General features: G+C 51.3%; 16 protein-coding genes and 1 riboswitch. Of the genes, 14 read left to right on the top strand and 2 right to left on the bottom strand.

Annotation, left to right across the window (positions count from 1 at the left end):
- The first annotated feature begins 151 nt into the window (after positions 1–151).
- From ACMP1L_RS03490 to ACMP1L_RS03475, 4 genes are all read left to right on the top strand, one after another.
- Positions 152–1,207: a TAXI family TRAP transporter solute-binding subunit gene (locus tag ACMP1L_RS03490; protein WP_418452020.1), complete on the top strand. Its 1,056-nt coding sequence runs from the start codon at positions 152–154 to the stop codon at positions 1,205–1,207.
- 104 nt (positions 1,208–1,311) lie between these two features.
- Positions 1,312–3,291: a TRAP transporter permease gene (locus ACMP1L_RS03485; protein ID WP_418452019.1), complete on the top strand. Its 1,980-nt coding sequence runs from the start codon at positions 1,312–1,314 to the stop codon at positions 3,289–3,291.
- Positions 3,292–3,363: 72 nt separating this feature from the next.
- Complete coding sequence (locus ACMP1L_RS03480) at positions 3,364–4,383, top strand: stage V sporulation protein AD (RefSeq protein ID WP_418452018.1); 1,020 nt, start codon at positions 3,364–3,366, stop codon at positions 4,381–4,383.
- A 32-nt stretch (positions 4,384–4,415) separates the two neighbouring features.
- Positions 4,416–4,772, top strand: coding sequence for a SpoVA/SpoVAEb family sporulation membrane protein (locus ACMP1L_RS03475; RefSeq protein ID WP_118732553.1), 357 nt, complete (start codon positions 4,416–4,418; stop codon positions 4,770–4,772).
- A gap of 52 nt (positions 4,773–4,824) precedes the next feature.
- Here the strand turns inward: ACMP1L_RS03475 and ilvD are convergent, their stop codons facing one another.
- Complete coding sequence (gene ilvD, locus ACMP1L_RS03470; RefSeq protein ID WP_418452017.1) at positions 4,825–6,510, bottom strand: dihydroxy-acid dehydratase; 1,686 nt, start codon at positions 6,508–6,510, stop codon at positions 4,825–4,827.
- A gap of 36 nt (positions 6,511–6,546) precedes the next feature.
- Positions 6,547–9,216 carry a transglycosylase domain-containing protein gene (locus tag ACMP1L_RS03465; protein WP_418452016.1) on the bottom strand — a complete coding sequence of 890 codons (2,670 nt, stop codon included), beginning with the start codon at positions 9,214–9,216 and terminating at the stop codon, positions 6,547–6,549.
- Positions 9,217–9,518: 302 nt separating this feature from the next.
- On the opposite strand from ACMP1L_RS03465, the gene ACMP1L_RS03460 reads away from it, so the two are divergent.
- The 10 genes from ACMP1L_RS03460 (at position 9,519) to ACMP1L_RS03415 (ending at position 20,721) form a co-directional block, all read left to right on the top strand.
- On the top strand, positions 9,519–10,169 hold the full coding sequence (locus tag ACMP1L_RS03460) for a YigZ family protein (RefSeq protein ID WP_177304511.1): 651 nt from the start codon (positions 9,519–9,521) through the stop codon (positions 10,167–10,169).
- 188 nt (positions 10,170–10,357) lie between these two features.
- Positions 10,358–12,187, top strand: coding sequence for a translational GTPase TypA (typA, locus tag ACMP1L_RS03455; protein WP_418452015.1), 1,830 nt, complete (start codon positions 10,358–10,360; stop codon positions 12,185–12,187).
- 221 nt (positions 12,188–12,408) lie between these two features.
- Positions 12,409–13,053, top strand: a complete 645-nt coding sequence (locus ACMP1L_RS03450) for a single-stranded DNA-binding protein (protein ID WP_118732468.1) — start codon at positions 12,409–12,411, stop codon at positions 13,051–13,053.
- A gap of 134 nt (positions 13,054–13,187) precedes the next feature.
- On the top strand, positions 13,188–13,676 hold the full coding sequence (locus ACMP1L_RS03445; protein ID WP_177304513.1) for a cob(I)yrinic acid a,c-diamide adenosyltransferase: 489 nt from the start codon (positions 13,188–13,190) through the stop codon (positions 13,674–13,676).
- A 51-nt stretch (positions 13,677–13,727) separates the two neighbouring features.
- Positions 13,728–13,902: riboswitch (Lysine riboswitch) on the top strand.
- Positions 13,903–13,989: 87 nt separating this feature from the next.
- Entirely contained in the window at positions 13,990–14,874 is an 885-nt protein-coding gene (dapA, locus tag ACMP1L_RS03440; protein WP_418452014.1) for a 4-hydroxy-tetrahydrodipicolinate synthase, read from the top strand.
- 32 nt (positions 14,875–14,906) lie between these two features.
- Positions 14,907–15,662: a 4-hydroxy-tetrahydrodipicolinate reductase gene (dapB, locus tag ACMP1L_RS03435; RefSeq protein ID WP_177304515.1), complete on the top strand. Its 756-nt coding sequence runs from the start codon at positions 14,907–14,909 to the stop codon at positions 15,660–15,662.
- 228 nt (positions 15,663–15,890) lie between these two features.
- Entirely contained in the window at positions 15,891–16,160 is a 270-nt protein-coding gene (locus ACMP1L_RS03430) for a hypothetical protein (RefSeq protein WP_177304516.1), read from the top strand.
- 146 nt (positions 16,161–16,306) lie between these two features.
- Complete coding sequence (purF, locus tag ACMP1L_RS03425) at positions 16,307–17,746, top strand: amidophosphoribosyltransferase (RefSeq protein ID WP_418452013.1); 1,440 nt, start codon at positions 16,307–16,309, stop codon at positions 17,744–17,746.
- A gap of 29 nt (positions 17,747–17,775) precedes the next feature.
- Positions 17,776–19,206, top strand: coding sequence for an adenylosuccinate lyase (gene purB, locus ACMP1L_RS03420; RefSeq protein WP_177304517.1), 1,431 nt, complete (start codon positions 17,776–17,778; stop codon positions 19,204–19,206).
- A 222-nt stretch (positions 19,207–19,428) separates the two neighbouring features.
- On the top strand, positions 19,429–20,721 hold the full coding sequence (locus ACMP1L_RS03415; RefSeq protein ID WP_118732475.1) for an adenylosuccinate synthase: 1,293 nt from the start codon (positions 19,429–19,431) through the stop codon (positions 20,719–20,721).
- The last annotated feature ends 201 nt before the right edge of the window (positions 20,722–20,922 follow it).

Genomic DNA, 20,922 nt, shown 5'->3' with positions numbered 1-20,922 from the left:
ACCACAATCTAAAAACTGTGACATATACAACTATTTACTTGATATCCGGAAAAACCTGTGCTATAATGGGCCTCAAGTTAAGAAAATACAGTGTTACGAAATAAAAGAAAGCGTATCCGTATTTTTCAGAGAACCTGAGGAGGACATGATTATGAAAAAGAATATGGCACTGGTTATGGCATCTATGATGGCAGCAGTATCCCTCACAGCCTGCGGCGGTTCCGGCGCAGCATCCACTGCTGCGGCTGACACCAAGACTGCAGATACCACTGCGGCCGGCAGCGCAGACACCAAAGCAGCACCGGCAGACAAGATCGGTCTGGCAGGCAGCGGCAAGGAACTCATTTTCACCACCGGAGGCGACCAGGGTACTTACTACGGCTTCGGAAGTGTCATTGCCGGTCAGATCAGCGACTTGACTGACACAACCGTGACTGCCATCGTGGGAAAGGGCTCTAAAGGAAACATTGAGGCAATGGATGCCGGCGATGCGCAGCTCGGTTTTGTACAGTCCGATGTTATGGCATACGCGTATAACGGCACAAACCTTTTCGAGGGCGCCAAGATCGACGGTTTTTCCACTGTGGCAGCGCTCTACATGGAGCAGGTACAGATCGTAACCCTGGATCCGGACATCAAGACCGTGGCTGACTTAAAGGGCAAGACCGTATCCGTTGGCGATTCCGGTTCCGGTGTTTACTTCAACGCTCTGGATTGCCTGGGCGCATACGATTTAACCATTGACGATATCAAACCTACCTACCAGTCCTTCGGTGACAGCGTAGAGGCAATGCAGGACGGAAAGATTGACGCAGCCTTCATTGTGGCAGGCGCACCGACTACTGCGGTGACCTCCCTGGCAGCAACCAGAGACGTATATCTGGTAGAACTGGATGATGAGCACATTGCAAAGCTCCAGGAAACCTCTCCCTATTACACAAAGAATGTCATCTCAAAGGATGCATACGGACTTGACAAAGACGCTACGACCGTTGCAGTCGGTGCAGTTATCATCGCGCAGGATGATGTAGATGAAAATGATGTTTATAATGTGGTTGCAGGCATCTATGACAGCATCGATACCCTGGGACATGACAAGAAAAATGAGCTGGATCTTGACTTTGCAGCTTCCGTAACCGCAGTTCCGTACCATGCAGGCGCAGCGAAATATTTTGCTGAAAAAGGTCTGACCGTACCGACCAAATAAGGACGAAGGTGCGGCGGGAAGCTGTGAATAGCATGCAGCAGAACAGCGAACAGGGTGTTTCTGGAAAGGTACGCCTGAAATGGAATAGGAAGGGGATTTGATTTATGAGCTTTCTGAACAAACACAAAACAGAAGCCGCAGTGAACACGGCACCGGCAGGCGACGGCTTAACCGGAACCGCAGAAGATGTCGATGCGGTGATGAAAAAATATGACAGGGAATCCAATGTCCGTGTATGGGAGGGAAAGCCGAAGAACGTGATCCGTTTCCTGATGGCAGCATTCTCTCTGTTCTGCATCTACCTGACCCTGGTAGACAAGAGCCTCCCGGAGGTGCGCTTAAGCTTATTCCTGGCCATGATCATCGTCATCGGTTTTTTAAACTATCCGATCAAAAAAGGCCATGTCCGTGTGAACCACATTCCGTGGTATGATGTGGCGCTGATGGTGGCAGGCGCAGGCCCGTTCCTGTACTTTGCAGCCAATGCCCAGAAGATTCTGCTGACCAGCTACAGCGTCATTTCCAAAGACCCGTTTATGCTTGCGCTGGCAATTGTGGCTATTCTGGTTTTGGTGGAGCTTTGCCATCGCTGTGTCGGTCTTCCGATCCTTTTTGTGGTAGGCGCGCTGCTCATTTACACCTTTGCAAATGTCCGTTTTGGCAAGGTCGTTTATGATCTGTTCTACACCACCAACGGTGTGATGAACACCCCGATCAACGTGTGTCAGAAGTACATTGTGGTATTCATCATTTTCGGCGCGTTCCTGGAGAGAACCAGTATCTCGGCGTTCTTCATTGATCTGGCAAACTGTGTGGCAGGTTCTTCCTGCGGCGGTCCGGCTAAGGTAGCGGTCATCTCCTCTGCGCTGTGCGGTATGGTTTCCGGTTCTTCTGTAGGAAACACCGTGACCACCGGCTCCGTGACCATCCCGATGATGATCCGGACCGGTTATAAACCGGAGTTTGCAGGCGCTGTTGAGGCAGCAGCCTCCACCGGCGGACAGATCATGCCGCCGATCATGGGCGCAGCAGCATTCCTGATGGCAGAGTATACCGGCGTTCCCTACTCCCGTATCGCAGTGCTGGCCATCCTGCCGGCTATTCTGTACTTCGCAGGCATTTACATTGCCGTACATCTGGAGGCAAAGAAGCTGGGCTTACAGGGTCTTGATAAAGACAGCCTTCCGAAATTCAGCTATTTAGTAAAGAAGCTTTATCTGCTGGCCCCGCTGGTAGTCCTGGTGGTCCTGGTATCCAACGGTACCCGTACCATGCAGAGCTCCGCAGCCATCGCAATCCTGGTTACCATCGTGGTTGGTCTGTTCAACGCCGATAACCGCATCACTCCGGGTAAGATCATTGACGCCCTGGAAGCAGGCGGTAAGGGAACCATTACCGTAGCATCCGCATGTACCATGGCCGGTATCGTGGCAGGCTGCATTACCTCTACCGGCCTTGCATCCAAGCTCCTGCGCGCTATCGTATCTGCGTCAGGTGGTGTCATGATTATCGCGTTACTGCTTACCATGGTCTGCTGCATCGTGCTTGGCATGGGTGTTCCGACCACCGCAACCTACTGCATCATGGCAGCAACCTGTGCTCCGATCCTTATGAGCCCGGAAATCGGCGTTGAGATGCTGGCAGCACACTTCTTCGTATTCTACTTCGGTATCGTGGCAGATATCACCCCGCCGGTAGCACTGGCCGCCTACGCAGGCGCCGCCATCGCAAAGGCCGGACCGATGAAGACCGCATTCAACGCAAGCCGCCTTGCCATCGCCGCCTTTATTGTACCGTATATCATTGCCATGAACCCGGCTATGCTGTTCATCAACACCACCATCCCGGAGGTTGTTATGATTACCATCACCAGCATCATCGGTATCTTTGGCGTGGCAGCGGGCTTAAGTGGCTTCGTATTCCGTGATATGAAATGGTGGGAGAGGATTCTCTGCATTGTTGGCGGACTGACCCTTTTAGTACCGGGCAGCCTGACGGACCTCATCGGACTGGTTCTGGTTGGCGCTGTATGCGTACTGGGGTATCAGGCAGCGAAGAAAGAAAAAGAAATGCTGACCGCATAAATCCATAAAAATAAAAACTCCTTTTTTGCGCATACTAAGTTCAGAAGGAATGCGCAGGAAAGGAGTTTTTTTATGCAGGTGGGAAAAGCAAGTCTGCGGTTTGAACATCCCGCATTTGTGGCATCCTGGGCTTCGGTCGCGGGAAAGAAGGAAGGCCAGGGACCGCTGGCAGATGAAATTGATGTAAAAGAGCAGGATGAGACGTTTGGAATGGAAAACTGGGAACAGGCAGAGAGTGCCATGCAGAAGCAGGCGGCAGATCTGGCTCTGGAGAAGGGGAATATCCACCGGAGGGAGGTGCGTTACCTCTTTGCAGGGGATCTTCTGGGACAGCTGATTGCCACTTCCTTCGGTACGGTAGATCTGGAAATTCCGCTGTTCGGCCTTTACGGAGCCTGCTCTACCATGGGAGAGGCGCTGGGCCTGGGGGCCATGTGCGTAAATGCCGGATATGCGGACCGGGTGCTGACTCTGGCTTCCAGCCATTACGCAACGGCAGAGAAGCAGTTCCGTTTTCCGCTTGGATACGGGAACCAGAGGGCACAGAGCGCCACCTGGACCGTGACCGGGTGCGGGGCGGTGGTGCTGGAGCGTGGAAGTGAAATGAAACGAGAAGTGGCTGTCACCGGTATCACCACCGGAAAGCTGGTGGATATGGGAACCAAAGATTCCATGAATATGGGCGCCGCCATGGCCCCGGCGGCCTGGAACACCATACGGCAGAATTTTGAGGACTTTGGCGTGGATGCCTCTTACTATGACCGCATCATCACCGGAGATCTGGGTGCAGTGGGACAGAAAGCCCTTTTGGATTTTATGAAAAGCAGCGGGTATGACATTACCGGAAAGCACATGGACTGTGGACTGGAAATTTACGACCGCGGTGAGCAGGATGTCCACTCCGGAGGAAGCGGATGCGGCTGCTCTGCAGTAACGCTGTGTGCCCGTATTTTGCCGAAGCTGATGCGTGGTGAGTGGAGCCGGGTGCTGTTTGTGCCCACCGGCGCACTACTGTCTACTGTCAGCTACAACGAAGGTCAGAGCATCCCGGGAATCGCCCATGCGGTGATACTGGAACGGATGGAGGTGTGAAAGAAATGGATAGTAGTATGAATGAAATAATTATGGAACTGGTCCGGGCATTTCTTGTGGGCGGCATCATCTGTGCCCTGGTACAGGTTCTATTGGACCGCACAAAAATGATGCCGGGCCGGGTCATGGTAACACTGGTTGTGACCGGCAATATCTTAGGCTGGCTTGGGCTTTATGAACCTTTTCTGAAATGGGCCGGAGCCGGAGCCGGGGTGCCGCTCCTCGGCTTTGGCAATACTCTGTGGAAAGGAGTAGCAAAAGCCGTGGGAGAGGAAGGCCTCGTTGGGATCTTCAAAGGTGGCCTGACAGCCGCCTCTGCAGGGATCGCTGCGGCGCTGGTGTTCGGGTATCTGGGGGCGCTGGTGTTTCAGCCGAAGATGAAGGAATAAAAAGAGGCTGTCGCAAAATTTTGCGACAGCCTCTTTTATATAATACAGAAAATCAGTCCACAATCACACCGCCCTGATCTGCGCTTCTTGCGTGCAGCGCATACCGCTTCAGATATCCGTCCACCTGCTTTGGCTCATAGCGGAAAGCAGCTTTTCTGCGGGCAAGTTCTTCATCGGATACATGAAGCTCCAATTTTTTGTTCGGGATGTCGATCTCAATTTCATCGCCATCCTCAATAAGGGCAATGGGACCGCCGGCTGCGGCTTCCGGGGAAATGTGGCCCACGAAGCAGCCGTTATTGGTACCGGAGAAGCGGCCATCGGTGATGAGGGCGGTGCACTTGTTTAAACCCTGGCCGTAGAGTAGCTTCATCGGCTTGAACATTTCCGGCATGCCCGGAGCGCCTTTTGGGCCCTCATAGCGGACTACCACTACATGGCCTGGCTTGATGAGCTGTTTGGCAATGGCATCGCTGACGGCGTCCTCGCTGTCGAAGCAGATGGCTTTTCCGATGAAATGGCGCACTTCCTCCGCAACAGCAGCAGGTTTTGCCACAGCGGTGTCCGGAGCCAGGTTGCCGTGCATGATGGCAAGTCCTGCCAGGGTGGAGAATGGCTTCTCCAGGGAGGTGATGACCTCCGGATTCTTCGGGTAGAGACTGCGGCAGGCTACAGCGTTTTCACCGATGGTCTTGCCGGTCACGGTCATGCAGTCATTATACAGAAGCGGCTTCATCTGACGCTGAACCTCCGGGATGCCGCCTGCTTTATAGAAATCCTCGGCGTCGAATTCCTTGGAAGCCGGATTGATGCGGCAGATGAGTGGGATATTGTTTCCGTATTCCTCAAACCATCCCATGACAGTCTTGGAATCCAGTCCAATCTCATGGGCAATGGCGAGGGTGTGGATAACACAGTTGGTGGAACCTCCAGTTGCCATAAGGACCATGATGGCATTGCGAATGGCCTCCGGAGTCAGGATATCCCGGGAGGTGATGCCGTTCAATACCATGTGGACTGCCGTCTCGCCGGAGAGAAGTGCTGCACGGATCCGGTCATTGTAAACGGCCGGGATAGCAGCGGAGCCAGGCAGGCTTAGGCCAAGAGCCTCTGCCATGCAGCACATGGAGTTGGCGGTTGCCATATGCTGGCAGGAGCCAACGGTCGGGCAGCAGAGCTCGGTGATATCCTCCAGAACATCGTGGTCAATCTTGCCAACCTGATACATACCGTAGGCCTCCTCGATGGAGGTGGAGTCCGATTTGCGCTTGCCGCCGAAGGCCTGACCGCCCAGCATACAGCCGCCGGCCAGGAAGATACAAGGAATATCCAGCCTTGCAGCTGCCATCAGCATGCCAGGAACGGTTTTGTCGCAGGAACCGATGAGCACGAGGCCGTCCAGCCGGTGTGCCCGTGCCATGGTCTCAATGCTGTCTGCCACAAGCTCGCGGGATGGCAGAGAGTAGCGGGCACCGCTGTGGGTGGTGCAGACACCGTCGCACACGGCAATACAGCCGAACTCTACCGGCGTGCCGCCTGCGCGGTAAACACCGTATTTCACCTGTTCGGCCAGTTCCTTCAAATGGCGGTGTCCGGGAACAATGTCCGTGAAGGAATTGCAGACACCGATGATGGGACGGGACATGTCATCGTTGGAGAAGCCGTTTGCCTTGTAAAGGGTGCGGCAGGAGATGAGACTATCCGGGAGAAAGGTGCCGGATTCAAATTTTTTTTGCATGTGAATACCTCCTGACAAATATTTTTTCAGATTAAGTTAATCCCGTCCGGGCCCATTGGATACAGCTGAAGATGGCCTGGTGCTGGCGCCTCCCGGTCCAAGACCGGGAACTACGCCTGGTCCGCTGGAACTGTCAGAATCATCTTCATCCGGCCCCAGGTAAGACGGATCAATGGTCACACTGGTGTGTCCGGGGCAGTGACCGGTTGGCATTGCGTATTTGGAATCATCAGTCTCGCCTTCCTCTCCGGCAGGTAGGGCAATGCGTACCCTGGAGGTCTTCGGACAGTTAGTACCAGGAAGAAGTCCGGTGACGCTGCATACGGTAGTGAGCACATGGGTGTTGCACATTTCTGTCGGGACGGTTCCTTTCGCGAAATATTCCGTATAGACCGCATTTCCGCGCGGATCGTGGGAGCAGACACCCGGAATGGCAAGCTTACCGGATTTGCGGCAGATCTCTGCGGTCTCCACGCTGTCCGGAACGGTGAAGCCGGGATCACTTAAGCCCTCGTGAACGCGGGTCATGATCTTGCGCCAGATATCCTTGTGGAAGGATGTGCCGCCGTTCTGGCCGCTGAGCTTCTGGTTTTCATCGCAGCCGCCCCATACGCCGGCGGTGTAATAAGGGGTATAGCCGATAAACCAGATATCGTTATTGTTGCTGGTGGTACCGCTCTTGCCGGCTGCAGACATATTTGGAAGTGCTGCACGGGTGCTGGTAGAGCTGACACTGATACCGGAGCTTGCAAAAATACGGTTGGCCTGCATGGAATCTTCCATGGCATCGGTCAGAAGGAATGCGGTGGAATCCTTCAGAACCCGGTGGGTTTCCGGCTCATTGTCAATAAGCAGCTTTCCATCGTGGTCGAGGATTTTGGTAAAGAATACCGGTTTGGTGTAAAGGCCGCCGTTGGCAATGGAAGCGAAGGCCGCGGTCAGCTCCAGGTTGGTCACACCTTTTGTGATGCCGCCCAGCGCGGTAGCCGCGTTCATGTCGGTATCGGTCAGGGTGGTGATGCCGAAGTTTTTGGCGTATTCCACACCCAGCTGAGGGCTTACGGTTTCCATCATGGTGCGAACTGCAACGATGTTCATGGAGTAGATAATACCATCGCGGATACTGGAGTAGCCGAGATAACCCTGCTTGTACCAGTTTTTAAACGTTTTTCTCCCGATGGTGAACGGCGCGTCATAGTAGACGCTCCCCAGGGTGGCACCGCAGGTATCGAGCGCCGGGGCAAATGCCGTGATGACCTTGAAGGTGGAACCAGGCTGTCTGGTGGTATCGGTCGCACGGTTTAAGGTCAGACTTGCTGTCTTGGTGCCACGGCCGCCGCTTATGGCCTTGACCTGTCCGGTCTTCTGGTCCATGATGACGAAAGATACCTGTGGCTGCAGCACCTTGCTGGAGCGTTCGCCGATGATGGTGTCGCCTTGCTGCAGAATGGCTGCCTTATAGGCCTCAATGTCTGTATCTGCCTCCGCTTCACTGTTGTAAAGACCCTCCCAGCCTGCGTTCAGAGTGGAGGCGTGCCAGGATTTTAAGTTCTTTTCAGAGAAATGCTCGGTAGTGCCGTCTGCGTGAGTCACGGAAAGACGGTATTCCAGGCTGTAGCGGGCAGCGGAATAGTTGGAAGGATCATTGACCTCTTCATCTACAATGGCCTGAAGAGCCGGATCCTGGGTGGTGTAAATCTGAAGCCCTCCGCTGTAGAGCAGGTTATGAGCCTGGGTTTCCGTGTAGCCAAGCTTTTCCATCAGTGTATCTTTTACCTGCTGGGTCAGCTCATCGGTGAAGTAGCTGTACGGAGTAGAGTTCTCTTTGGAGACATTATCCACCATCTGGATACGGTCATAGACGTCATCTGCCAATGCCTCTTCCTGTTGATCTTTGCTGATATAGCCCTGTTCAAACATGTACTGCAGGATGACCTTGCGCTTTTCCGCGTTGGCTTCCTGACCGCTGATCGGGTTTAAACGGGATGGGTTCTGGGTGATGCCTGCAATGACTGCACACTCAGAGAGCGTCAGGTCAGAAACATCCTTATTAAAGTAGCGGCGGGCTGCGACTTTGACACCCAGGGCGTTATTGCCTAAGTTGATGGTGTTTAAGTAGTTGGTTAAGATCAGCTTGCGGTCCATGGATTTGGTGAGCTGCAGGGCAAGGTACTGCTCCTGCAGCTTTCTCTCTAATTTGGCTCCGAAGCTTGTCTCCATTCCGCCGTTGAACATGTTGTTCTTGATGAGCTGCTGGGTGATGGTGCTTCCGCCTCCGCGGTTTTCACCGGTCAGTACGCCGACTGCTGCACGGGAAATAGAGCGTAGATCGATGCCGTTGTGGGTCCAGAAGCGGGAGTCCTCTATGGCAACGAATGCGTTGATCAGGTCCCTGGGAAGCTCGTCGAAGGTTGCTTCTTCCCGGTTTGAGCCTGCTGTTACCAGGGTGTCGGTTAAGTTGCCTGTGCTGTCATATACCGTTGTGGCATAGCCGATGGGGACGATGCTGTCCACATTGAGCTCCGGGGCATTGTCGATGATACCCATGACAATACCGATGCCGATGCTGGATATGACCAGAACGCAGAACAGACAGAGCACGCAGCAGGTCTTTATAAAGGTAAGAAAAATCCGGGAGCGGTATTTGTCGCTTCGGGAGTTTGCGGCCTGCAGACGCTTTTCTGTCGCATCTTTTCCATAATTCATATGGGAATCCTCCTTTGTTGTGGGAATTCTTCGTATAAAAATCCAATTTACGTGATTTGAGTCACTTGCTTGTTTTGCCGTTTGCTGTAACCGTGCAGGCACGTTTCCGGCTTTCTGGTACTCGTTACATTATATCAAAATGCCCCTTACAATGCAACCATAGCGCTGTTTGCGGCATTCGATGCACCCAGGTCCGAGAAATACATGAACCGTAATATTTCTTGCCAGAACCGTTTTTTATTGGTAAGATAAAGAACGAAACCAACGAATAAGTCAACTTGTGTTATATAGGAAGTATACCCATGATGGAACGATATAAAATCCTTTTTGATGGCGGAGAGGGCGAACTGACCGAGAAAAAGTCCCGTTTCATTGCCACCACAAGACCGGTGGAGAGCGAGGAAGAGGCAGTTGCCTTTATTGATGAAATGAAAAAGAAATACTGGGATGCCAGACATAACTGTTCTGCTTATGTGATCGGCGAGCGGGGACAGGTGCAGCGCTGCAGTGATGACGGAGAACCGGCACAGACTGCAGGCCGTCCAATGCTGGATGTGCTTCTTGGCGCGGAAGTGAAGAATATCTGCGTCGTGGTGACACGTTACTTTGGCGGAACTCTTCTTGGCACCGGAGGCCTGGTCCGCGCCTATTCCGGCGCAGTGCAGGAGGCGCTGAAAAACAGCGTCATTGTGGAGAAATGTCCGGGTGCAGAGCTGAAGATCCATACGGATTACAACGGTATCGGCAAGATCCAGTACATCACCGCCCAGATGGAGATCCCGGTCCTGGAAACCCAGTATACCGATGCGGTGGATGTGGTCTGCATGGTGCCGCTGGAAAAAGAGGGCTCCCTGGTGGCCCAGATTACCGAAAAGACTGGCGGAAAAGCAGTTATGACACGGGAAAAAGAGTGCTATTATGGCTTTGCGGATGGCGAGTTGGTGCTGTTTTAAATTTTAAACAGAAAAATGCAATGCAATACGGAAAAAACGCTTGCAATCCGTTGAACAGAATGCTATATTTATAAATTGTGATAAGTGACGTGAACTAAGGACCTGGCAACAAGTCCTTAGTTTTTTTGTAAAGCTGATGCAAATGTGCACTGCACATTTGCGCCAAAAGAAAGAGGAAGATTACGATTATGAAAATGAAGAGAGAAGACATCCGTAACATCGCGATCATTGCCCACGTTGACCACGGTAAAACGACCCTGGTGGATGAGCTGTTAAAGCAGAGCGGTGTATTCCGTGCGAATCAGGAAGTGGAAGAGCGTGTCATGGACTCCAATGATATCGAGCGTGAGCGCGGAATCACCATCCTTTCCAAGAATACCGCTGTTTTTTATAAAGATAAGAAGATCAATATCATCGACACCCCAGGACATGCAGATTTTGGTGGCGAGGTTGAGCGAGTTCTGAAGATGGTAAACGGCGTTATCCTGGTCGTAGACGCTTACGAGGGTCCGATGCCGCAGACAAAATTCGTTCTCCAGAAGGCTCTGGAACTGGATCTGTCCGTTATCGTCTGCATCAACAAGATCGACCGTCCGGAGGCAAGACCGACTGAGGTGATCGACGAAGTCTTAGAGCTGTTCATGGATCTGGACGCTTCTGATGAGCAGTTAGACTGCCCGTTTGTATTTGCATCTGCCCGCTCCGGCTTCGCAAAGAAAGAGCTGGATGATCCGGAAGTTGATATGAGCCCGCTGTTTGAGACCATCGTAAATTATATCCCGGCTCCGGAAGGAGACCCGGATGCAGAGACCCAGATGCTCATCAGTACCATCGATTACAATGAGTTTGTTGGCCGTATCGGTGTCGGCAAGATTGACAACGGCAGTCTCAAGATAAACCAGGACTGCGTCATTGTAAACCATCATGATCCGGATAAGATGCGCAGAGTCAAGATCGGTAAGCTGTACCAGTTTGACGGCTTAAAACGTGTTGAGGTCCAGGAAGCAACCATCGGTGATATCGTTGCGGTATCCGGCATTGCAGATCTGCATATCGGTGATACCATCTGTTCCCCGGAAAACCCGGAATCCATTCCGTTCCAGAAGATTTCCGAGCCGACTATCTCCATGAACTTCATGGTCAATGACAGCCCGTTAGCAGGACAGGAAGGTAAGTTCGTTACCTCACGTCACATCAGAGAGCGTCTGTTCCGCGAGCTGAACACCGATGTCAGCCTGCGGGTAGAGGAAACCGAGTCTCCGGACTGCTTCAAGGTTTCCGGCCGTGGTGAGCTGCATCTGTCTGTCCTCATTGAGAACATGCGCCGTGAGGGCTTTGAGTTTGCAGTCAGCAAGGCTGAGGTTCTTTACAAATACAACGAGCGCAATCAGAAGTTAGAGCCGATGGAGCTGGCTTACGTGGACGTTCCGGAGGAGTTTACCGGTGCAGTTATCCAGAAACTGACCGCCAGAAAGGGTGAGCTGCAGGGCATGAGCCCGGCAAACGGCGGTTATACCCGTCTGGAGTTCTCCATCCCGTCCAGAGGTCTGATCGGCTACCGCGGTGAGTTCATGACCGATACCAAGGGTAATGGTATCATCAATACCATTTTCGATGGCTACGGTCCGTACAAGGGAGACTTAAGCTACCGCAAGACTGGTTCCCTGATCGCTTACGAGAGCGGTGAGACCATCACCTATGGTCTGTTCAACGCACAGGAGCGCGGCATCCTCTTTGTAGGACCGGGCGAGAAGGTTTACTCCGGTATGGTCATTGGCCAGAACCCGAAGACTGAGGATATCGAGGTCAATGTCTGCAAGACCAAGAAGCTGACCAACACCCGTTCCTCCAGTGCCGATGAGGCATTAAAGCTGGTTCCGAAGAAGATCATGAGCCTGGAGCAGTGCCTGGAGTTCATCGATACCGATGAGCTGCTTGAGGTAACTCCGGAGAACCTGCGTATCCGCAAGAAGATCCTGGACCCGACTATGCGTAAGAGAGCATCCTTCAAAAAATAAATACTGCCGGATTTCCTAAAATCTGATACGAATGTTTCCGGTTAAGCTGTTTTTTCGCCGCACAGCCTCTTCTCTTTTCAGAGAAGTCGGCTGTGCGGCATTTTTGCTGTGCACGTTTTGCCGCCATTTGTCGAGCGAATCCCTGAATAAATTTTCTCATTTTCCCATAAATATGATAATAGCTGAAAGCTAAATGAAATGGGAAGAGGAGAGAAAATACTATGTCAGAAAAAGTGATTGAAAACAATAAAGTCAGTGTGATCGGGGAAATCATTTCCGGATTTACCTTCAGTCATGAAGTGTTCGGAGAAGGCTTTTATCTGGTGAATGTGGCGGTGAACCGTCTGAGTGAGCAGGCTGACATCATTCCGCTGATGATTTCCGAGCGGCTTTTAGATGTAAAGGAAGATTACATTGGCTGCACGGTGGAGGCCATTGGCCAGTTCCGTTCCTATAACCGCCATGAGGGCATCAAAAACCGTCTGGTGCTGTCTGTGTTTGTCCGCGAGATTCATTTCATGGAGAAGTTTACGGATTACACTAAGACAAATCAGATCTTTCTGGATGGTTATATCTGTAAAGCGCCGGTGTACCGGAAAACGCCGCTTGGCCGTGAAATCGCGGATCTTTTGCTGGCTGTAAACCGTCCTTACGGCAAATCTGATTATATTCCGTGTATTGCCTGGGGCAGAAATGCCCGGTTTGCATCCGGCTTTGAGGTTGGAACCCGGGTGAGGGTCTGGGGCCGTGTCCAGAGCCGGGAATACACAAAAAAGCTCAGTGAGACAGAGTGTGAGAAGCGTGTGGCCTATGAAGTTTCCATCAGCAAGCTGGAGGAGGGGGAACCGGAAAACGAAACTGCGTAACGGATTTACTTGCAAACGGCGTGGGAATGTGGTAGGATAAGGACGCTTGTATCAGAGAGATCAATGATTCTGACGGAGCAGTCTGTGTGAACAGGAAGTTCCTGAATGCTAAGAAAAACAGAGGTGCAAAAGCGATGAGTACAGGAAGACTAGAGGTCATCTGCGGCGAAGACAGCTCAGGAAAGACAGCGATGGCCCTTGGCAGGGCGCTTCAGGCGCTCACAGAGCAGAAAACCGTGATCGTGATCCAGTTTTTGAAAGGCAGTGAAAAAACTGGAAATCTGGAAGTGCTAAAGCGAATGGAGCCGGAACTCAAAGTATTCCGGTTTGAAAAGTCAGACCGTTATTTTGCGGAGCTGAGCGACGCGGAAAAGAAAGACGAAGAGATCAATATCCGCAATGGTTTAAACTATGCGAAGAAGGTACTGACCACAGAAGAATGCGATCTTCTGGTGCTTGATGAGGCCCTTGGCCTGGTGGACCAGAATATTGTGACGGAAGAAGAGATGGCGGGTATCTTAAGCTGCCGTGACCAGGTTCAGGTCATTGTGACCGGCAAGGTACTGCCGGAAGGTCTCAGCCGAATTGCAGATAAAGTTGAGAAAGTGGATTGCTGCAAATAAGACGCAGTAAACTTGACAATTAAATAGGTTGATGCTAGTATTATACATAAACAGGCAAGTAGAGGTTGCGCGAAGCATGAGTAAAGGATCTGATGCACCAGAAGCAGAAGAAGATTCCTGAAAGGGTGGGCGCCGAAGATACAGGACGGACTGGACGTCGTTTATCTGGGTACAGGGTGAACAATCCTGTAACTGTCATCCGACCGGATGGAGAGCTACTTAAAGCAGAAAGCACATAGCGACTTTAAGGGGCTGACCGAAATTTGTCAGTCCCTTTTTTACGCCGTTACAAACACATAAGGAGGAAAAAATCATGGCTATTTTTGAGGGCGCAGGCGTTGCACTGGTAACCCCGTTTACAGAATCTGGAGAGGTAAATTATGAGAAACTTGAGACACTGTTGGAGGAGCAGATCGCAGGCGGTACCGACGCGATCATTGCATGCGGCACTACCGGTGAGTCTGCTACCATGAGCCATGAGGAGCATCTGGATGTCATCCGTTTCACCTGCAAGGTAGTAAACAAGCGTGTCCCGGTGATCGCAGGTACCGGTTCTAACTGCACAAGAGAAGCCATCCATCTCTCAAAAGAGGCTGAAAAGGTCGGAGCAGACGGATTGCTGCTGGTAACTCCGTACTACAACAAGGCAACCCAGAATGGCCTGATCGCACATTATACCGCTATCGCAGAGTCGGTAGGTATTCCGTGTCTGTTATACCATGTTCCGACCCGTACCGGTCTCACCATGAAGCCGGAAACCATCGTAAAGCTCTGCCGTGAGGTTCCGAACATTGTCGGTGTAAAGGAGGCAAGCGGCAACTTCTCCGCAATCGCTGAGATCATGCATCTGGCAAACGGCTGCGTAGACCTCTACTCCGGCAACGATGACCAGATCGTTCCGCTGCTGGCTATGGGCGGAAAGGGCGTTATTTCCGTTCTGTCCAACGTAGCACCGAGACAGACTCACGAGATCTGTGAGAATTTCTTCAAGGGCGATATCCAGAAGAGCTGTCAGATGCAGCTGGACGCTATCCCGTTAATCAATGCTCTGTTCTGCGAGGTTAACCCGATTCCGGTAAAAGCAGCGCTGAACATGATGGGAAGGGAAGCAGGCCCGCTCAGACTTCCGCTGACTGAGATGGAGCCACAGAATCAGGAACGCCTGAAAAAAGCAATGCAGGAGTATGGAATTCTGTAAAGAATAAGAATTGCACGGGAGGAATGATTCAAATGGTTAAAATGATTATGCATGGCTGCAATGGCGCCATGGGACGCACCATCACCGGCCTGGCCAAAGAGATGGACGGTATTGAGATTGTAGCGGGAATTGATGTAAATCCGGTTGTATTAAGTGACTATCCGGTATTTGCCTCTTTAGAGGAATGCAATATAGAGGCAGATGTGATCGTAGATTTTGCATCCGCAAAGGCAGTGGATCATCTGTTAGACTATTGCGGCGCACATAAGATGCCGTTAGTACTGTGCACCACCGGACTTTCTCCGGAGCAGATTGAGAAAGTGAAGGAAACCAGTAAAAAGACCGCAATTCTGCGTTCTGCCAATATGTCCCTGGGTATCAACACCCTCATGAAGCTGGTGCAGGACGCTGCAAAGGTTTTGGCAAATGCCGGCTTTGACATCGAGATTGTGGAGAAACATCACAACAAGAAGCTGGATGCGCCGAGCGGCACTGCACTGGCCCTGGCTGATTCTATCAACGAGGCTATGGATGAACGCTATCATTACAAATATGACAGAAGCACAGAGCGTGTACGCCGTGATGAGAACGAAATCGGCATTTCTGCCGTGCGCGGCGGTACCATTGTGGGTGACCACGATGTGATCTTTGCAGGAACCGATGAGGTGATCACCTTCAGTCATACCGCTTACTCCAAGGCAATCTTCGGAAAAGGAGCACTGCAGGCAGCGCTGTTTCTGGCAGGAAAAGAGCCTGGAATGTATGATATGCAGGATGTGATCGGCTGAGCAGCCGGCAAAAAGGCAAGCATGCCGTGGAGCAACAAACAGAAAGACACCGCCTTAGGCTAAGCGTAAGGCGGTGTCCTTCGCTTTTTCATAGGAGGAATTTTGATCAGAAAATGGAATCGAGCGTGCAGCCGTTGGAGAAAAATATGCATTCGTCGTTTGGCGCGGAAGTATCAGCGGGTGCGGAAAATCCGGCGTTTCCGGACATGTCTGGCAGTAATGCTTTGTTTGGAGCTTCTAACTGGCGCAGGAATGTTCTGGAACAGGAATCGGCCGGAATTAAACCTGATGCGCCGGGAAGAGTTCTGTGAGGTGGAGCTGATCCCAAAGACTGTCGCGGACAGACAGGATGTTGCCGATGCCGGGAAAACCGGAGAATCCGGCGCTGCCGGTAAGGATGAGGCTGCAAAAAACCAGGATATTTATGGTATCCGGATGGATTGGAAAGCCCTGGAGGTTCAGTTTTATCACCGGAAGGATGTAATACAGAAGCCATGAGACCGCATCAGGCCTGTTGCCTGTGCACAAAATACAGAATAAAAAAATGTATTGCAATTCAAATGCCCATGTATTATAATTTCTTCTGAAATTAACTTCTTTTATTTATAACACTTATAAATGCACAGAGAGGAATACAAAAGCCGATGGAAGAAAAACGCTTGCTGAATCCAGATGAGCTGCACGAGGAGTGTGGTGTATTCGGAATGTACGATTTTGACGGCAATGATGTGGCATCCGAGATTTATTATGGACTGTTTGCATTGCAGCACCGGGGGCAGGAAAGCTGCGGAATTGCGGTCAGTGACACAGAGGGACCGAAGGGGAAGGTAGATGCGTATAAGGGGATGGGGCTTTGTAATGAGGTGTTCACACCGGACATCTTAGAGGGGTTACACGGAAACATTGGTGTGGGACATGTGCGTTACTCCACTGCCGGAAGCAGTACCCGTGAGAACGCGCAGCCGCTGGTACTGAATTATGTAAAAGGTACCCTGGCGCTGGCCCACAACGGAAACCTGGTCAATGCGCCGGAATTGAGAAGAGAGCTGGAATACAACGGCGCTATTTTCCAGACTACCATTGACTCAGAAGTGATCGCGTACCATATCGCGCGTGAGCGTGTGCGCACATCCTCCGTTGAGGAAGCAGTAGCCAATGCCATGAAAAAGATCAAGGGCGCTTACTCCCTGGTCATCATGAGCCCGCGTAAAATAATCGGTGCCAGAGATCCGTTTGGCTTTAAGCCTCTCTGTATCGGTAAAAAAGAGAATGCCTACATTCTGGTATCCGAGAGCTGCGCTCTGGCTACTATCGATGCGGAGTTTGTTCGTGATGTAGAGCCGGGTGAGATCGTTACCATTACAAAGGATGGCATCAGATCCGATAAGAGTATGTGTCTGCCGGATGCAAAGAAGCAGGCCAGATGTGTGTTCGAATATATTTATTTCGCAAGACCGGACAGTGTGTTTGACGGTGTGAGTGTTTACCATTCCCGCCTTCATGCAGGCCGTTGCCTGGCAATTGATTCCCCAGTGGATGCCGACATCGTGGTTGGTGTGCCGGAATCCGGCAATGCAGCAGCCCTGGGCTATTCTATGGAGTCCGGCATTCCGTACGGAACTGCATTTGTGAAAAACTCTTATGTGGGGCGTACCTTCATCAAGCCGAAGCAGAGCAGCCGTGTGTCTGCGGTAAAAGTTAAACTGAATGTGTTAAAGGAAGCAGTGGCAGGAAAACGCGTCATCATGATCGATGACTCCATTGTCCGTGGTACCACCAGTCATCTCATTGTGAAGATGCTGCGGGATGCCGGGGCAAAGGAGGTTCATGTGAAGGTCAGCGCACCGCCGTTTCTGCATCCGTGTTATTTCGGAACAGATATTCCATCGGAAGATCAGCTGATCGCCAGCGGACGCACCATAGAGGAAATCCGCCAGATCATCGGGGCAGATTCCTTATCTTATTTAAAGATGGAGCGTCTTTCAGAGCTGTCCGAGGGACTTCCGATCTGTACCGCGTGTTTTAGCGGAGATTATCCGTTAGACCCGCCGCAGGAAGACATCCGCGGCGAATATACCAAATAAATCATTAATCACGAAATTGGAGGGTCCTTATGAACGACAGATACCAAAGTCCGTTGTCTGAGCGCTATGCAAGCAGGGAGATGCAGTATATCTTCTCCCCGGACAAGAAATTCAAAACCTGGAGAAAACTGTGGATCGCACTGGCAGAGACCGAAAAAGAGCTTGGACTGCCGATCACCCAGGAGCAGATTGACGAGTTAAAGGAGCATGCGGAGGACATCAACTATGAAGTAGCAAAGGAGCGCGAGCGTCTGGTGCGCCATGATGTCATGTCCCACGTATATGCCTATGGACAGCAGTGCCCGAAGGCAAAGGGCATCATCCATCTGGGAGCAACCTCCTGCTATGTTGGTGATAACACCGATCTGATCATCATGACCGAAGGCTTGAGACTGGTCCGCAAAAAACTCATTAACGTGATGGCAGAGCTGGCAAAATTTGCTGACAAATACAAAAACCAGCCGACCCTGGCGTTCACTCATTTCCAGCCGGCTCAGCCGACGACAGTCGGCAAACGTGCAACCCTGTGGTTAAACGAGCTCTGTCTGGATCTTGAGGATCTGGATCATGTGCTTTCTAGCATGAAGCTGCTTGGTTCCAAGGGAACTACCGGTACTCAGGCAAGCTTTTTAGAGCTGTTTGAGGGCGACCATGAGAAATGCCGCAAGGCAGACCAGATGATCGCAGAGAAGATGGGCTTTTCTGCATGCTATCCGGTATCCGGACAGACCTACTCCCGCAAGGTAGATACTCGTGTGTTAAATATTCTGGCAGGTATTGCCCAGAGTGCTCACAAGTTCAGCAACGATATCCGTCTGCTGCAGCACTTAAAGGAAGTGGAAGAGCCGTTTGAGAAAAATCAGATCGGTTCCTCCGCCATGGCCTACAAGAGAAACCCAATGCGCAGCGAGCGTATTGCATCTCTTTCCAATTATGTGATGAGTGACGTGATGAACCCGATGATGGTGGCTTCCACTCAGTGGTTTGAGCGTACTCTGGATGACTCCGCAAATAAGCGTCTGAGCATTCCGGAGGGCTTCCTGGCAATCGACGGTATCCTGGATCTGTACTTAAATGTTGTAGATGGCCTGGTTGTATATCCGAAGGTTATCGAGAAGCATTTCATGGCAGAGCTGCCGTTCATGGCAACCGAGAACATCATGATGGATGCGGTAAAGGCCGGCGGTGACCGTCAGGAGCTGCATGAGCGTATCCGCCAGCTTTCCATGGAGGCAGGCAGAAACGTGAAGGAGAAGGGGCTGGACAATAATCTGTTAGAGCTCATTGCCGCAGATCCGGCATTCGGACTTTCTCTGGATGAGCTGAAGGCATGTATGGAGCCGTCCCGCTATGTGGGCCGCGCACCGAAGCAGGTAGACGAGTTCCTGACCGAAGTAGTGAATCCGATCCTGGAATCAAATAAAGAAGATCTCGGCATGACAGCTGAAATTAATGTGTAAGGGCGCTGCACTGATAAATACCAATAAGTTTCATTAATAACAAGAGGTGGGCAGATTAGAAAATCTGTCTGCCTTTTTGTGTTTGCGTATTGATTTTAGTGCAGGAATCTTATATACTGTTAATGTTTGCAGAGCAGAAGGCTCTGCCTGAATTTGAAGATAGCAGGTAACTGGAAAAGTAAGGAACAGTTACGGCAGCAGTTATAACGAAGGAGACTGATTATGTCAAAGGTAGATGTAGTTATTGGATGTTTTTATGGCGACGAAGGTAAGGGTAAAGTAATCGATTATCTTGCAGCGAATGCAGATATCGCTGTCCGCGCAACCGGCGGTGATAACGCAGGTCATACGATCGAGGCTAACGGAGTAAAATATGCAATGCGTCTGATTCCGTCCGGAATCCTGTCCGGTCATACCATTGGCGTAATCGGCAACGGAGTTGTTATGAATCCGCAGGTGCTGTTGGGAGAAATTGAAAACTTAAAGGCACACGGCTATGATATTGACAACCATTTAAAAATCAGTGATAAGACCCATGTGATCCTGCCGTACCATCCGATGCTGGACCGCGCATTAGAGAAAGCAAGAAAGGCATCCAAGATCGGCACCACCTGCAGAGGTATCGGACCTACCTACTGTGATAAGTACGAGCGTGCTGGCTTAAGAGTCGAGGATCTGTATGCAGATAATTTCAAGAGCCATCTCGAGGAGCTGGTCGAGTCCAGAAAAGCACTCTTAAAGTTCTACGATCCGGAAGACACCACCATCGACGAAAAACTGAACTTTGAGGATGTATACAAGACCTACTGTGAGTACGCAGAGCAGTTAAAGCCGTATGTGTGCGATACCGTAACCTATCTGCACAAGGCACTGGAGGAGGATAAGAGAGTCATTGTAGAAGGTGCTCAGGCAACCCTGCTTGATATCGACTTTGGTTCCTACCCGTATGTAACCTCTTCTAACCCGACCATCGGCGGAATCATCACCGGTACCGGTTTAAGCGCATCTGATATCGGTAATGTATACGGTATTATTAAAGCTTATTCCAGCCGTGTCGGCGAGGGCCCGTTCGTAACCGAGCTGTTAGATGAGACCGGCGACCGCATCCGTGATCTTGGTCATGAGTACGGTACTGTAAGCGGCAGACCGAGACGCTGCGGCTGGCTGGATCTCGTAACCTTGAAATACGCAAAGCGTCTGAATGGCCTGACCGGAATTTCCGTAAACCACTTAGACACCATCGGCAAATTTGACAAGATCAAAGTCTGCGTAGCATACGATTGCAACGGCGTGCAGACCGAGGACTTCTCAACCAACTTAAAGTTCCTGCAGAGCTGCAAGCCGGTATACAAAGAGTTCGACGGAAACTTCGGTGACCTGTCCGGCTGCAAGACCTTCGAGGATCTCCCGGAGAACGCAAAGGCATATATCAACTTCATCGAAGAGTATACCAAGACCCCGGTTAAGTTTATCGGAACCGGTGCCGGCCGTGAGGCAATGATCGTAAGACTGTAAATTGCAATTATAGGACGGAACGAATAAAGGTCCGGAAGTGAACGAGACCGCCTTCCTCTGTTTTCACATATCGTTGTTTGCTTGCTCTCACAACACGCGTTCGCCTGCATCGGACTACATCCGCTGCATTCGTACACGTGTGTTCAAGATGCAAACACCTGATATGCTGAAAATCCCGGAAGGCGGTCTCATTCACTTCCT

The sequence above is a fragment of the Ventrimonas sp. genome, from assembly GCF_048380235.1.
GTDB lineage: Bacteria > Bacillota > Clostridia > Lachnospirales > Lachnospiraceae > Brotaphodocola.
This window is presented reverse-complemented; position numbering and strand designations above follow the sequence as displayed.

Excerpts from the sequence above, each read along its gene's own strand:
- ACMP1L_RS03490 (WP_418452020.1), top strand. The coding sequence starts at position 152 with ATGAAAAAGAATATGGCACTGGTTATGGCATCTATGATGGCAGCAGTA.
- ACMP1L_RS03485 (WP_418452019.1), top strand. The coding sequence starts at position 1,312 with ATGAGCTTTCTGAACAAACACAAAACAGAAGCCGCAGTGAACACGGCA.
- ACMP1L_RS03480 (WP_418452018.1), top strand. The coding sequence starts at position 3,364 with ATGCAGGTGGGAAAAGCAAGTCTGCGGTTTGAACATCCCGCATTTGTG.
- ACMP1L_RS03475 (WP_118732553.1), top strand. The coding sequence starts at position 4,416 with ATGGAACTGGTCCGGGCATTTCTTGTGGGCGGCATCATCTGTGCCCTG.
- ilvD (WP_418452017.1), bottom strand. The coding sequence starts at position 6,510 with ATGCAAAAAAAATTTGAATCCGGCACCTTTCTCCCGGATAGTCTCATC.
- ACMP1L_RS03465 (WP_418452016.1), bottom strand. The coding sequence starts at position 9,216 with ATGAATTATGGAAAAGATGCGACAGAAAAGCGTCTGCAGGCCGCAAAC.
- ACMP1L_RS03460 (WP_177304511.1), top strand. The coding sequence starts at position 9,519 with ATGATGGAACGATATAAAATCCTTTTTGATGGCGGAGAGGGCGAACTG.
- typA (WP_418452015.1), top strand. The coding sequence starts at position 10,358 with ATGAAAATGAAGAGAGAAGACATCCGTAACATCGCGATCATTGCCCAC.
- ACMP1L_RS03450 (WP_118732468.1), top strand. The coding sequence starts at position 12,409 with ATGTCAGAAAAAGTGATTGAAAACAATAAAGTCAGTGTGATCGGGGAA.
- ACMP1L_RS03445 (WP_177304513.1), top strand. The coding sequence starts at position 13,188 with ATGAGTACAGGAAGACTAGAGGTCATCTGCGGCGAAGACAGCTCAGGA.
- dapA (WP_418452014.1), top strand. The coding sequence starts at position 13,990 with ATGGCTATTTTTGAGGGCGCAGGCGTTGCACTGGTAACCCCGTTTACA.
- dapB (WP_177304515.1), top strand. The coding sequence starts at position 14,907 with ATGGTTAAAATGATTATGCATGGCTGCAATGGCGCCATGGGACGCACC.
- purF (WP_418452013.1), top strand. The coding sequence starts at position 16,307 with ATGGAAGAAAAACGCTTGCTGAATCCAGATGAGCTGCACGAGGAGTGT.
- purB (WP_177304517.1), top strand. The coding sequence starts at position 17,776 with ATGAACGACAGATACCAAAGTCCGTTGTCTGAGCGCTATGCAAGCAGG.
- ACMP1L_RS03415 (WP_118732475.1), top strand. The coding sequence starts at position 19,429 with ATGTCAAAGGTAGATGTAGTTATTGGATGTTTTTATGGCGACGAAGGT.